Raw genomic sequence first — 12,548 nt, 5'->3', positions numbered from 1 at the left:
AGTTAATCTAACTTAAATTCTTTGTGAAGCACTGCTACTGCTTTTTTTATCTGTTTATTTGAAATTAAAACTGAAATTTTAATTTCAGAAGTTGAAATAACCATTATGTTAATCTTTTTTGAAGCCAAAGCTTGGAACATTCTATAGGTAATTCCTGGTGTTGTAATCATACCCACACCAATAATAGATACTTTTGAAACATTATTGTCATACGTAAGTTTTCTAAATGAAATTCTTTTATTTTGTTTAATTATTTTTTCTGTTTTTTTTACATCCTCAGATTTAATTGTAAAAGTTAAGTCTGTTTCTTTTCCATTTAAAGAAATATTTTGAACTACCATATCAACATTAATTTGATTAAGTGATAATGGTTTAAAAACAGCAGCTGCTACTCCTGGTCTGTCCTTAACACCTACAATCGTAACTTTAGAATCATTTTTTGTAGAAGTAATTCCAGTTATTATTTGATTACTGAAGGTTTTTTTTGTACCAGTTATTAATGTGCCTTTCTTTTTTTGAAATGAAGATTTAACTGAAAAATTAATATTATTTAGTTTTGCATCTTGCACAGATGTAGGTTGCATAACCTTTGCGCCTAATGATGCCATCTCTAACATTTCATCGTAGGAAATTTTATGAATTTTCTTGGCTTTAGAATGATTTCTTGGATCTGTAGTATAAACACCATCTACATCAGTGTAGATATCACACGCATCAGTATTAAAAAATTTTGCAAGCATTATTGCTGATGCATCAGTTCCACCTCTGCCCAGTGTTGTAAGTCTATTTTCTAAGTTAATGCCTTGAAAACCAGTTATGATAGGTATTCCACCTGATTTCATGAAACTAAGTATTTTTCCTTTATTGATTTTGCTAATTCTTGAAGAGCTATAAGGTCCTTCTGTAATAATTGGTAGCTGCCAAGACATCCATGATCTAGCTTTAAAACCAAGGTGTTTTAATCTACCAGCAATTAATGCACAAGTTGCTTGCTCTCCTGTTGCTAACAAAACATCATATTCTGCTGCATCAAAGGTATTACTTAATTCTTTTGTTTTTTTTATTAATTCATTGGTTGTGCCACTCATTGCAGATGAAACCACAATGACACCCATTTTCTTCTTTTTGTAAGAGGAAATAATTTTTGCTACGCTCTTTATTCTATCTATACTTCCAACGGAGGTTCCACCGAACTTTAATACAACAGTTTTCATTGATAATTTTGTAATTTATATTTGATAAAATACATCTTAATTGTTATGTCCACAAGTTATCTATTATGAATTCAATAAATAAAAAAGAAATTGAGAAATTTTCCAAAATTGCTGAAGAATGGTGGGATCCTAATGGTAAATTCAAACCATTGCATAATTTTAATCCAATAAGAATTAGATATATAAAAGAAAATATTATCAAAGATTTTAAAATTAGATCATCTGATAAGCCGTTAAAAAATATTAAATTACTTGATATTGGTTGTGGTGGAGGGTTATTATCTGAACCAATGTGCAGACTAGGAGCAAGTGTTGTTGGCATTGATGCATCAAAGAAAAATATTGAAGTTGCAAAATTTCATGCAAAAAAAAATAAACTTAAGATTGACTATAAAGTTGCATCTCCAGAGATGTTAAAAGATAAAAAAAAATTTGATGTAATTTTGAACATGGAAATAGTTGAGCATGTTAATGATATCGACTTTTTTATTAAAGAAAGTTCAAAATTATTGAAAAAAAATGGAATAATGTTTATTGCAACCCTTAACAAAACATTAAAATCTTATGTTTTCGCAATAGTGGGTGCTGAATATATTTTAAAATGGCTTCCAATTGGAACACATGATTGGGAAAAATTTGTTAAACCTAGTGAGTTAATAGATATATGTAAAAAAAACAATCTATCTCTAAAAAAATTAGATGGAATGAATTTTAATATATTAGATAATAGCTGGAAAGTAACAAATGATACTTCTGTTAATTATATTACAAAATTTATAAAAAATTAGTTCGTAGTATTTTTTATCCAAGGCAGTATTTCTGCTTTTATACCCTCTTCCTTTAACTCGTTAAGATCTTTTTTTGTTGCAGTACCGTAAATACCTTTGGCTTTTTTTTTGTCTTTATAATGTAGAGACCTTGCCTCATAAGCAAAATTTTCTCCCACATATTCAAAATTTTTTTTTATAAATTCTTGATATTTATAAATTGTTTTTTTTATTTCTTTATATTTTTCACTGGATGAATCAATGTCTGTTAAATTATTTTTTGAAGTGCTCACATTAGGAGACATCAAGTCCTTTCCAACATTTAAGGAATTGCAAAAATGACAATTTAAAAATTTTTTCTGTTTAAGTTTTTCATATTCCTTAGACGATGAAAACCAACTATCAAAAGTAGTTTCACAATCTTTACATATGAGCTTGTATTTGATCATGGTTTATAGTTAATAATTAATAAAGTTAATTCAATATCAAATTAGCTTCTATAATCAGCATTAATCTCAATATATTTTTTTGTTAAATCCATTGTGTAAGCAGTAAAACTTTTTGATCCCATATTTAAATTTACTGAAATATCTATTGATTGACTTTTCATATAGTTAGCCACTTCATTTTCTTTGTAATATTTAAAAATTTGTCCTTTTTCTATAATCTTAATACCACCAAAGCTTATTGCTAATTTTTTTAAATCTATTTTCACTCCAGATTTTCCTATGGCCATTATTATTCTACCCCAATTTGGATCTTCTCCTGCGATGGCTGTTTTAACAAGATTTGAATTCGCAATAGAAAAAGCTATTACTCTTGCTTCTTTCTCACTTTTTGATTTAACTATATTGATTGTAATAAATTTAGTAGCTCCTTCACCATCCTTAACCACTCTTTTTGACAAATTTAATAATACTGAATGTAGGGCTTTATCAAAACTAAATATCTTTTTATCATTAATATTATTAATGATTGAGTTTTTTACTTTTCCTGTTGAAAAAATAGAAACCATATCATTAGTACTAGTGTCACCATCGCAACTAATTGCATTAAAAGTTGTATTAATATTTTTCTTTAATAGTTTGTTTAAAATATCGTTTGAAAGATCTGCATCAGTGAAAACATAACCTAATGTGGTCGCCATGTTTGGAAAAATCATTCCTGATCCTTTGGCAATCCCATAAATCTTAACATTTTTATTTCCTATTTTGCATTCCTCCATAGAAATTTTTGGCTGTAGGTCTGTTGTCATTATGCCTAATGCAGCTTTCATCCAGGTAAATTTATTTTGTGTATATTTAATTTTTTTGATTAATTCTGGAATGTTCTTTTTAATTTTTTCAGTTGGATATTTTTCTCCAATTGTCCCTGTACATCCAAAAAGTACTTGATTTGATGATATCTTCTTTGGAAAATCTTCGTCTTCAGTTTGTTTTTTTGTTAATTGTAATGCTGCTTCTTCTGCTATTTCTTTTAAACCTTTGTAACCATCTGATCCTGTAAATGCATTAGCATTTCTAGTATTAATAATTAGAGAGCTTATTTTTTTACTTTTAATATTTAAATTCCATTTAATATTCTCTGAAACTATTTTTGATTGTGTATAAACAGATGCATAGTTTGCCCCGTCTCTAAAATAAAACATAACCAGATCGTCCCTAGGTTTGCTGTATAAATTTGCACAAACCGTGGATATTGAAACTCCATCTAGATGATCTAAATCTTGAAAGTCACTATTTTTTGACTTTAAATTTAGTGAGTTTATAAAGTTTTTAACGTTTATTGGCATGTGTTTAAAATATTTATTTAATACTTATATTAAAAGTTATAATTAATTATATACCAGAAAATTAAATGCTTAATCCCTTAAATTTTATCACAAAGTTTATTAAATCTAGCAATCAAAAAGAGCTCGATAGAATTAACAAAATAGTTATAAAAGTTAACTCCTTGGAAGCATCTGTTAAAAACCTTAGTGACGAAGACTTTCCTAAAAAAACTACAGAATTGAAAGATAGACTTAAAAATGGTGAAAATTTAGACACCCTATTGCCTGAAGCTTTTGCGCTTGTGAGAGAGGCTTCTAAGAGAACAAGAAATGAGAGGCATCATGATGTTCAAATACTTGGAGGTGTTGTGCTTCACGAGGGCAAAATTGCAGAAATGAGAACTGGTGAAGGTAAAACTTTAACAATAAGTCTTGCAGCTTATTTAAATGCTCTGACAGAAAAAGGGGTGCATATAGTTACTGTAAATGACTATCTTGCAAAAAGAGACTCCCAAGAAATGGGGGAGATATATAAATTTTTAGGATTAACTTTTGGTTTTATAAATAATGACCAAGATGATTTTGAAAGAAAAAAAAATTATAATTTTGATATTACATATGCAACTAATAGTGAATTAGGGTTTGATTATCTTAGAGATAATATGAAATTTTCAAAAGAACAAATGGTTCAAAGAGGACATGTTTATACTATTGTTGATGAAATAGATTCTTGTTTAATTGATGAGGCTAGAACGCCACTTGTAATATCGGGAGCTGCTGAAGACAAAACAGAACAATATCTTGCAATTGACAAACTTATAAAAAGATTATTACCAGAACATTATGAGATTGATGAAAAAGATAAAAATATATTGCTTACCAATGAGGGAATAAATAATGTAGAAAAAATATTCTCTGATGCTGGAATTCTAAAAAATAATAACTTTTATGACCCTGAAAACTTAAGTTTAGTTCATCATGTAAATCAATCTTTAAGAGCTCATCATCTATTTGAAAAAGGAAAGGATTATATTGTTAAAGATGGAACATTAAAAATTATTGACGAACTTACTGGTAGAATATTAGAGGGAAGAAGATTTGGAGATGGCTTACACCAAGCACTTGAAGCCAAAGAAAGAATAGATGTTCAAGCTGAAAATCAAACTCTAGCATCAATAACTTATCAAAATTACTTCAAGCTCTATAATAAAATTTCAGGATGTACTGGAACTGCAGCAACTGAATCTCAGGAGTTTTATGAAATATATAATTTAGTTGTGGTTATCATCCCTACAAATAAAGAAATGATTAGAAAAGATTGGAATGATCAAATTTTTAGAACTGAAGAAGAAAAAAATAAAGCTATCATTGAAAAAGTTCTGGAGTGTCACAAGCAAGGTCAGCCTATATTAGTTTTCACTTCTAGCATTAATAAATCAGAAATTTATTCAAAATTACTAAATGATGAAAAAATTAAACATGTAGTTTTAAATGCAAAAAATCATGAAAATGAAGCTGAAATCATTGCAAATGCTGGAAAAATGAATTCAGTTATAATCACAACAAGTATCTCGGGTAGAGGTGTTGATATCCAGTTAGGTGGAAAAAAAGGAAGTCAACCTGATGATGAACTTTTAGAAAATAAAAATAAAATAAAATCACTCGGTGGACTATTTGTTATTGGTACAGAAAGAATGGAATCTAGAAGAGTTGATAACCAAGCCAGAGGAAGAGCTGGTAGACAGGGTGATGAAGGAAGTTCAATTTTTTATGTTAGTTTAGAAGATGACTTAATGAGAATTTTTGGTTCAGAATCTATGAATAATATTCTTCAAAAATTAGGCTTAAAAGATGGAGAAAGTATTGATCACCCCTGGATTAATAAAGCACTTGAAAGGGCACAACAAAAAGTTGAGGCTAGAAATTTTGATATAAGAAAAAATTTATTAAAATTTGATGACGTGTTAAATGATCAAAGACATGTAATATTCTCTCAAAGGAATGGCGTGATGAATAGTGAAAAAGTTTTTGATTATTCAGATGAATTCTTATCTGAAATTATTAGTCATCTAATCAGCTTAAAAACACAGAAACTATCAACAACTAAAAATAATGAATTTAATAATCAGTTAAAAACTTTACTAGGAAAAAGTGTTGATGATAATGAATTTAAAAATGTTACTGAATTAAAAGATGAAGATTTCAAAAATAAAATTAATTCTAAATTTTTAGAAGCAAGAAATGAAAGAATTAAAATGTTGGATGAAGAAAAAGCAAAAGAAGTTGAAAAAAGAATTTTTCTTCAGTGTATAGATTTAAACTGGAAGTCACATATTCAATATCTTGAACAACTAAGACAAGTTATTGGCCTAAGATCTTATGGTCAAAGAGATCCATTAGTTGAGTATAAAAAAGAAGCCTTTTTTCTTTTCGAAAACTTATTGAATAAATTGAAAATGGATTTTGTTACAATTTTAATAAATTTAAAAATAGTTCAAGAACCTAGTGAAAGTATTTCAAGACCATTAAAAAAAGAAACATCTAACGATCCAAAATGTTTACTAATAAAAAGAAAAAATGAAAAAATTTCAAGAAATGAGAAATGTGAAGCTACAGGTAAAAAGTTTAAAAACTGTTGTGGGGCCTTATAAAGAAAATATAAAATAGCCCAATAAAACTATTACTCCAAATAAAACTGCTAAATTTAACTTTGATTTAAAGAAGTTTTTAATAAATAAATTAACCTTATTTTCTTTCATGCTGAGTGTACTTAGATCGTCTAATTGATTTACGAAACCTTTAGATCTTCCAATAGTTAAAAATTTATTTTTTCTATGATTAAAAATTTCTTCTCCACTCATGTTAAAAAATTCATTCAAATTTTTTTCAATCGATTTTCTTACGTTATCTAATATTAGGTCTCTATCTCTGTGGGCACCACCAATTGGCTCTGAAATAATTTCATCAATTACTTTTAGTTCTAAAAGGTCTTTTGAAGACAATTTCATAGCTTTTGCTGCTTCTAAAGTTCTTTTGGGGTCTCTCCATAAAATGGTGGCACAGCCCTCTGGAGATATTACTGAGTAAATTGCATTTTCTAACATGATTACCTTGTTAGATGAAGCAAGTGCTATTGCCCCTCCTGATCCACCTTCTCCAATAACAATTGCAAGAGTTGGGACGTTTAAAGACATGCAACACTCAATTGATTTTGCAATTGCCTCTGCTTGACCTCTTTCTTCCGCCCCTACACCAGGGTAAGCTCCGGGTGTGTCTATAAAAGAAATTATCGGAATGTTAAATTTATTTGCTAATTTCATTAATCTAATTGTTTTTCTGTAACCCTCAGGTCTCATCATTCCAAAATTTCTTTCAATTCTACTTTCAAGGCTGTCCCCTTTTTCTTGACCAATAACTAAGACAGATTTTTCATCAAATTTTGCAAATCCTGCTAATACAGATTTGTCTTCTCCATAATATCTATCACCTGACAATGGGATAAAATCTTCAAATAAATTATCAATAAAAAATTTTGCTTTAGGTCTATCTTCATGTCTTGCAACTAGAGTAGTTTGCCAGGGATCTAAGTTAGAGTAAATCTCTTGTAGCTTATTATCTATCTCTTTTTGAGACTCAGATATTTTTTTGGTATCTACTTCCGAAAGACCATCTTGATTATAAGGGTCTTTAAGTTTGTCTATTTCTATCTCTAAATTTTTAATATCTGTTTCAAAATTTAAATAATTTTTCATATGATTGTTTAATTATTAATTAATTAAGAAAAAAGGCAATAAAATGTTTTAAATAATTTATATTTGACATAATTCTATTAAAAGGTACTCTTAATTGATATCGGGAGAGACTATTAAATAATAGCGCCGAAGGAGCAACCACCCCGGAAACTCTCAGGCAAATGGACCGATAACAAACATAACACTCTGGAAAGAGATTTATCTCGCCGAAGGAGCAAAACTCTCAGGCAAAAATACAGATGGGGTAAAATGGGTGCTATGAAAGAACAATATACAAAAATACACAATCTATCAGTTTCTAATAAATTGCTTAACTTCGTTAATGAAGAGTTGCTTAAAGATACAAATATTTCTTCTGAAAAATTCTGGGAAGGCTTCGACCAAGTAGTTCATGAGCTAGCCCCAAAAAATAAAGAGCTATTAAAAATAAGAGAAGATTTACAAAAAAAAATAGACGATTGGCATATTGCTAATAAAGGTAATGAAATCAATCTAGAGGAGTATAAAAAATTTTTAAAAGAAATTGATTATTTAAAAGAAGTGGGCCCTGATTTTAAGATCAAAACAAATAATGTTGATGAAGAAATAACTAGTATTGCTGGACCTCAATTAGTAGTTCCAATCATGAACGAAAGGTATGCACTGAATGCCGCTAATGCTAGATGGATGAGTTTATATGACAGTTTGTATGGTACAGATGTAATCGAGCAATCTGAGGATAGTGCCACTCAAAGATACGATCCTTTAAGAGGAGAAATGGTTATAAAATATGGAAGAGACTTTTTAGAAAAATATTTTCCTCTAGAAAATTTTGAATGGCATAATATTACAGGCTTTAAAATTGATAATGGCTCTTTAACAATATTAAAAGATAGTAATAAATCATCTTTAAAAAATAAAGATAAATATATTGGTCATAGAGGAGAGGCCAATGATCCATCAGCAATAATTTTAAAAAATAATAATCTTCATATAGAAATAATTATAGACCCAAATGCTTTTAGTGCTCAACAAGATCCTGCTAAAATTAGTGATATTATTGTTGAAGCTGCAGTTTCAACTATTTGTGATAATGAAGATAGTGTCGCTGCAGTAGATGCTGATGACAAAGTTATTTGTTATCGTAATTGGCTTGGACTTATGAAAGGTGATTTGAAATCAACTTTTGAAAAAAATGGAAAGACTTATGAGCGTAAATTAAATCCCGACAGAAGTTATATTTCTAAAGATGGAAAAGGATTAAAGCTACATGGAAGAAGTTTATTATTGGTAAGGAATGTTGGACACCTTATGACTAACTCAGCAATCACTTTAAAAGATGGTTCTGAAATACCAGAAGGTATTATGGATGCCTTTATAACTTCAGCAGCTTGCCTTCATGATATTAAAAAAAAAGGTAATTCTAGAACTGGTTCTATTTATATTGTTAAACCAAAAATGCATGGTCCTGATGAAACCTCATTTACTGATTTAATTTTTACTAAAGTTGAAGAAGTTTTAGGATTGGAAAAATACACTTGTAAAATTGGAATTATGGATGAAGAGAGAAGAACCTCATCTAATTTAAAAGAGTGTATTAGAACACTTCAAAATAGAGTATTTTTTATTAATACTGGTTTTTTAGATCGTACTGGTGATGAAATGCATACTTCAATGGAAGCTGGTCCTATGATTAAAAAAGGAGATATGAAATCTTCTAAATGGATTGGGGCATATGAAAATAACAATGTAGACATAGGTCTTCAATGTGGTCTTTCTGGTAAGGCTCAAATTGGCAAAGGAATGTGGGCTATGCCGGACAAAATGAAAGAGATGATGGAACAAAAAACTGGGCATCTAAATGCTGGAGCAAATTGTGCTTGGGTTCCCTCACCTACAGCGGCAGCTCTTCATGCTCTTCATTATCATGAAATAAATATTTTTGAGAAACAGAAAGAAATTCAAAAAAGAGAATCTGCAAAACTGGATGATTTGTTAACAATTCCTGTAGCAGACAGACCAAACTGGTCAATGGAAGAAATTAACTCTGAAATTTCCAATTCTGCACAAACTCTTTTAGGGTATGTCGTCAGATGGATAGATCATGGAGTTGGCTGTTCAAAGGTACCTGATATTAATAATGTTGGTTTGATGGAGGATAGAGCCACTTTAAGAATTTCTTCTCAACATATAGCTAATTGGATACATCACGATATTTGTACAAAATCACAAGTTATGGAAGTAATGAAAAAAATGGCAAAAATTGTTGATGATCAAAATAAAAATGATGGTGCCTATACTCGCTCCGGAAGAGGAAGCTACGAAATGATGTCTGAAAATTTTGAGCAATCAATTGCTTTTAAGACAGCTTGTGATTTAATCTTTAAAGGTAAAGAGCAACCTTCGGGTTACACAGAACCGTTATTACATCTAAATCGATTAATAAAGAAATCTAGTCAGAATTAGTTTTAATTCCAGTTCTGTTTTTAAAAGCTGAATATAAAGTTCCATCATCGAGACTTTCTATTTCACCACCAACAGGAAGTCCTTGAGCAAGTTTTGTAACCTTAGTAGAAGTTTTTTTTAAACTATCCTCTATGTAATAAGCAGTAGTTTGACCTTCTACTGTTGCACTTGTTGCTAGTATAACTTCTTCAATATTTTCTCTTGAAACTCTTTCTACTAATGAATTAATCAAAAGATCCTCTTTTCTCTGGCCGGCAGAAGAAATAGTGCCACCAAGAATATGAAAGTAGCCTTTATAGATATTTGAATTTTCAATTGACCATTGATCTGCAATGTCTTCAACTACACATATTTTATTATATTTTTCTTTTGAATTTTCACAATTGTTACAGCCTAATGAATTAGATTTTAAAGTACCACAAGATTGACACCTAATAACATTTTTATAAACTTGTGCCAACGTGTTTGCCATTGGCTTTACAAGTTCATCCCTATTATTAATAAGTTTTAATACAATTCTTTTTGCAGATTTAGGACCTAAGCCAGGAAGTTTAGAAATTAATTTAATTAACTCTTCTATCTCATTAATATTTTGCATATTCTTAAAGTGGCCATTTAAAACCAGGAATACCTAATCCACTTGTAGACTTAGAAATTTCTTCAGATGTCTTAGATTTTAATTCTGATTTTGCATTATTATGGGCAGCCACTATCAAATCTTCGATTATAATTTTATTTTCCTTTAATATTTCGTCTGAAAGGTCAATTTTGATCATTTCATTTTCACCATTTAAAGTAACCTTTACAGAATTTGAACCAGACGTTCCTTCTACCTGAATGTTCTTTATTTTTTCTTGGCTCTCTTTCATTTTAGCCTCTAATTCTTTTGCTTTATCTAAAATTTTTGTAAAATCAGTCATTCTTTAATCTTCTTTTCTAGGTTTAACATCAATAAGTTCTGCGTCAGGGAAATTTTTTAAAATATCTTTATAAATTGAGGAGTTCTTTACACTTTCTATCAGTTCTTTTTTTTCATTAATTTCTTCTTCTTTTTTTGATGGCTGTCCTTTAGTTTTGCTTAGACTTATAATCCATCTTTCATTGGTCCATTCAAAAAGTTTTGTTGAAAGATCTTTAATAAAATCTTTATCTAAATCTTCATTAAATGAAATTTCAATTCTTTTGTTCTCAAAACTTACAAGGTTAACATTTTTTTCTAATTCATATTTTAATTTAATCTCTTTTTTAGAAGAGCATGCTTTTAATAGATCATCAAATGAATTTATAAGACTGGTATTTATTTCAATGTTATTATTTTCTTTTTCTTTGATATCTTTTTCCTGAACAATATTTTTCATTTGCCCTATTGTTTCAGATTTATCTTTTATTCCAAAGATATCTTCGTTTGTTTTTTTTGGGGAAAAGGATGTTTGGTTTTCACTTTCAGATAATAGTTTGCTATCGTCTTTATGTTTGTCACTTTCCTGTTTAATGCTTTTTAAATGAATTAATCTAATTAAGAACATTTCTATTGATAAATGTTGATTAGAAACAATATCAAGCTCCTCAAGTGTTTTAATAGTAAATTGCCAAAATAATATTAGGGTCTCATTGTTAACTTTTTCTGAAAGATCTTTAATTTTATTAAACTCTTCATCATTCAATAAAAAATTATTACCATCCAAATTGAGTGAATCAATATTTTTAAAATAATATAAGAGCTCTAAAAAATCATTAATAAAAATTTTTGGTTCAACACCCTGGTTATATATTTCTCTGTAAGTGTTGAGAACTTCAGTTTCTTTACCTTCAAATATCAATTCAAATAAATCAATTAATTGAGACTTATCAAAATAACCAAATATTTTTTGTGCTGCTGCAAGATCTAATTCTTTGTCTTTATCCAAGGTAAGTAAAGCCCTATCAAGTAACGATAGCGCATCCCTAACTGAACCCTCAGAAATTTTAACAATTAATTTAAGAGCATCATCTGATGCGTTACCATTTTCTTTTTCTTTAATTTTCTTAATAAAATCAAACAACTCTAAAGATTTAATTCTAGATAAATCAAACCTTTGACAACGTGAAACTACTGTAATTGGAATTTTTTTTATTTCTGTTGTTGCAAAGATAAATTTTAAATATTCTGGTGGCTCCTCTAAGGTTTTTAACAATGCATTGAATGCTTGTTTGCTAAGCATGTGAACTTCATCAATTATAAATATTTTATATTTAGCAGTAGTTGGGCCATATCTAGAAAATTCAATAAGGTCTCTTACATCGTCCACCCCTGTTTTACTTGCTGCATCCATTTCCAATACATCAATATGATTTGAGTTAGAAATGGCATTACAATTTTCACAAAGTTCCTCTTTACACAAATTATCTATTCCATTTGAACAATTTAGAGATTTTGCAACAATCCTTGCTGTTGTCGTTTTTCCTATTCCTCTAATTCCAGTAAAAAGATAGGCATTAGGCACTTTATTAGCCTTAATAGAGTTAGAAATTGTTTCCGCAACAACATCTTGCCCTATAAGATCATTAAATGTCTGAGGTCTGTACTTTAAAGCTAAAACTTTTGTATTTTTATTCATTT

10 protein-coding genes and 1 riboswitch are annotated in these 12,548 nt (G+C 29.1%); of the genes, 3 read left to right on the top strand and 7 right to left on the bottom strand.

All coding sequences use genetic code 11. From position 1 onward, the window contains the following. Positions 1-2: 2 nt before the first annotated feature. Complete coding sequence (locus AC5SL4_RS00570) at positions 3-1,214, bottom strand: aspartate kinase (protein WP_006997387.1); 1,212 nt, start codon at positions 1,212-1,214, stop codon at positions 3-5. Between the two features lie 65 nt (positions 1,215-1,279). Between AC5SL4_RS00570 and ubiG the strand changes: the two genes are divergently transcribed. Continuing rightward, positions 1,280-2,002, top strand: a complete 723-nt coding sequence (gene ubiG, locus AC5SL4_RS00565) for a bifunctional 2-polyprenyl-6-hydroxyphenol methylase/3-demethylubiquinol 3-O-methyltransferase UbiG (RefSeq protein WP_006997388.1) — start codon at positions 1,280-1,282, stop codon at positions 2,000-2,002. Here ubiG and AC5SL4_RS00560 read toward each other — a convergent pair. Both AC5SL4_RS00560 and argJ read right to left on the bottom strand, forming a co-directional pair. Next, entirely contained in the window at positions 1,999-2,430 is a 432-nt protein-coding gene (locus AC5SL4_RS00560; RefSeq protein WP_006997389.1) for a DUF1178 family protein, read from the bottom strand. The two genes, ubiG and AC5SL4_RS00560, sit on opposite strands and share 4 nt — an antisense overlap. A gap of 41 nt (positions 2,431-2,471) precedes the next feature. After that, entirely contained in the window at positions 2,472-3,773 is a 1,302-nt protein-coding gene (gene argJ / locus AC5SL4_RS00555; protein WP_006997390.1) for a bifunctional glutamate N-acetyltransferase/amino-acid acetyltransferase ArgJ, read from the bottom strand. Between the two features lie 65 nt (positions 3,774-3,838). Between argJ and secA the strand changes: the two genes are divergently transcribed. After that, positions 3,839-6,403 carry a preprotein translocase subunit SecA gene (secA, locus tag AC5SL4_RS00550; RefSeq protein WP_494587357.1) on the top strand — a complete coding sequence of 855 codons (2,565 nt, stop codon included), beginning with the start codon at positions 3,839-3,841 and terminating at the stop codon, positions 6,401-6,403. Here secA and AC5SL4_RS00545 read toward each other — a convergent pair. Then, entirely contained in the window at positions 6,398-7,504 is a 1,107-nt protein-coding gene (locus tag AC5SL4_RS00545) for an acetyl-CoA carboxylase carboxyltransferase subunit alpha (RefSeq protein ID WP_494587356.1), read from the bottom strand. The two genes, secA and AC5SL4_RS00545, sit on opposite strands and share 6 nt — an antisense overlap. A gap of 91 nt (positions 7,505-7,595) precedes the next feature. Next, a riboswitch (glycine riboswitch) is annotated at positions 7,596-7,683 on the top strand. A gap of 70 nt (positions 7,684-7,753) precedes the next feature. Between AC5SL4_RS00545 and AC5SL4_RS00540 the strand changes: the two genes are divergently transcribed. Further along, positions 7,754-9,949 (top strand): malate synthase G, encoded by a 2,196-nt coding sequence (locus AC5SL4_RS00540; protein ID WP_494574095.1) that lies wholly within the window; start codon positions 7,754-7,756, stop codon positions 9,947-9,949. Here AC5SL4_RS00540 and recR read toward each other — a convergent pair. The 3 genes from recR to dnaX are packed head-to-tail and all read right to left on the bottom strand — an operon-like array spanning position 9,936 to position 12,546. Beyond that, positions 9,936-10,547, bottom strand: coding sequence for a recombination mediator RecR (gene recR / locus AC5SL4_RS00535; protein WP_006997394.1), 612 nt, complete (start codon positions 10,545-10,547; stop codon positions 9,936-9,938). The genes AC5SL4_RS00540 and recR overlap by 14 nt on opposite strands. A gap of 4 nt (positions 10,548-10,551) precedes the next feature. Further along, positions 10,552-10,869, bottom strand: a complete 318-nt coding sequence (locus tag AC5SL4_RS00530) for a YbaB/EbfC family nucleoid-associated protein (RefSeq protein ID WP_006997395.1) — start codon at positions 10,867-10,869, stop codon at positions 10,552-10,554. Positions 10,870-10,872: 3 nt separating this feature from the next. Beyond that, positions 10,873-12,546: a DNA polymerase III subunit gamma/tau gene (gene dnaX, locus AC5SL4_RS00525; protein WP_494574094.1), complete on the bottom strand. Its 1,674-nt coding sequence runs from the start codon at positions 12,544-12,546 to the stop codon at positions 10,873-10,875. Positions 12,547-12,548 lie beyond the last annotated feature (2 nt).

The sequence above is a fragment of the Candidatus Pelagibacter sp. PS_02 genome (assembly GCF_059418065.1).
The sequence above is the reverse complement of the archived record's forward strand: the minus strand, read 5'-3'. Positions and strand labels throughout refer to the sequence as shown.

Excerpts from the sequence above, each read along its gene's own strand:
- AC5SL4_RS00570 (WP_006997387.1), bottom strand. The coding sequence starts at position 1,214 with ATGAAAACTGTTGTATTAAAGTTCGGTGGAACCTCCGTTGGAAGTATA.
- ubiG (WP_006997388.1), top strand. The coding sequence starts at position 1,280 with ATGAATTCAATAAATAAAAAAGAAATTGAGAAATTTTCCAAAATTGCT.
- AC5SL4_RS00560 (WP_006997389.1), bottom strand. The coding sequence starts at position 2,430 with ATGATCAAATACAAGCTCATATGTAAAGATTGTGAAACTACTTTTGAT.
- argJ (WP_006997390.1), bottom strand. The coding sequence starts at position 3,773 with ATGCCAATAAACGTTAAAAACTTTATAAACTCACTAAATTTAAAGTCA.
- secA (WP_494587357.1), top strand. The coding sequence starts at position 3,839 with ATGCTTAATCCCTTAAATTTTATCACAAAGTTTATTAAATCTAGCAAT.
- AC5SL4_RS00545 (WP_494587356.1), bottom strand. The coding sequence starts at position 7,504 with ATGAAAAATTATTTAAATTTTGAAACAGATATTAAAAATTTAGAGATA.
- AC5SL4_RS00540 (WP_494574095.1), top strand. The coding sequence starts at position 7,754 with ATGGGTGCTATGAAAGAACAATATACAAAAATACACAATCTATCAGTT.
- recR (WP_006997394.1), bottom strand. The coding sequence starts at position 10,547 with ATGCAAAATATTAATGAGATAGAAGAGTTAATTAAATTAATTTCTAAA.
- AC5SL4_RS00530 (WP_006997395.1), bottom strand. The coding sequence starts at position 10,869 with ATGACTGATTTTACAAAAATTTTAGATAAAGCAAAAGAATTAGAGGCT.
- dnaX (WP_494574094.1), bottom strand. The coding sequence starts at position 12,546 with ATGAATAAAAATACAAAAGTTTTAGCTTTAAAGTACAGACCTCAGACA.